The sequence below is a fragment of the Carboxydothermus pertinax genome, from assembly GCF_001950255.1.
Taxonomy (GTDB): Bacteria; Bacillota; Z-2901; order Carboxydothermales; family Carboxydothermaceae; genus Carboxydothermus; species Carboxydothermus pertinax.
Window position 1 is genome coordinate 1 of record NZ_BDJK01000067.1, and the last position, 584, is coordinate 584.

Genomic DNA, 584 nt, shown 5'->3' on the forward strand with positions numbered 1-584 from the left:
CTCATAATTATCTTGAAATTCTTTTGTTTTTGTCCATTGGCTATATTCATAAAACTCTGGGATGTTAATTCCTATGTCTAACCCTTTGAGCTTGGATTTTCTCTTGATACATTCTTGCCTTTTAGAACAACTTTGGCATATTTCTTTGTTAAATATATACCGCCAAAATAAGGCGGCCATCATTTCTTTTTTTCTTCTCTTTCTTAACTGTATAATTGCCACATTCACAAAACCATTGGTCAGAATCTTTATTATAGCTGTACTTGTTTTCGTCTATTCTATAAACTGACTCGCTAACCGGTATATAAGGCTTAGCACTAATTTTTTTAATCGCATCTAAAATTATTTTTCTGAAGTAAGCTTTATCTCCAAAAAATTTTTTAATGCTAACTTTTGTCCTTAATGCTAACTCTAATATTTCTTCAAAATTTGTTCCATCTACATAAGAACCAGGATAAACTCTTACTGCTAAGATAAGTCTGCTGTCGGTTGTCATAGTATATTCTACTTTATAACCAAAAAAGCTTTCTGTTTGAGATTTATATCCTACTCGAGCATCTTTATCAATTAATGACCTTACTCCT

1 protein-coding gene is annotated in these 584 nt (G+C 31.0%); it reads right to left on the minus strand.

Features of this window, described 5'->3' with window-relative positions; genetic code table 11:
• Positions 1-148: 148 nt before the first annotated feature.
• Positions 149-584: transposase (locus cpu_RS13000; protein ID WP_143299328.1), on the minus strand; the 436-nt coding region annotated here is incomplete at its 5' end.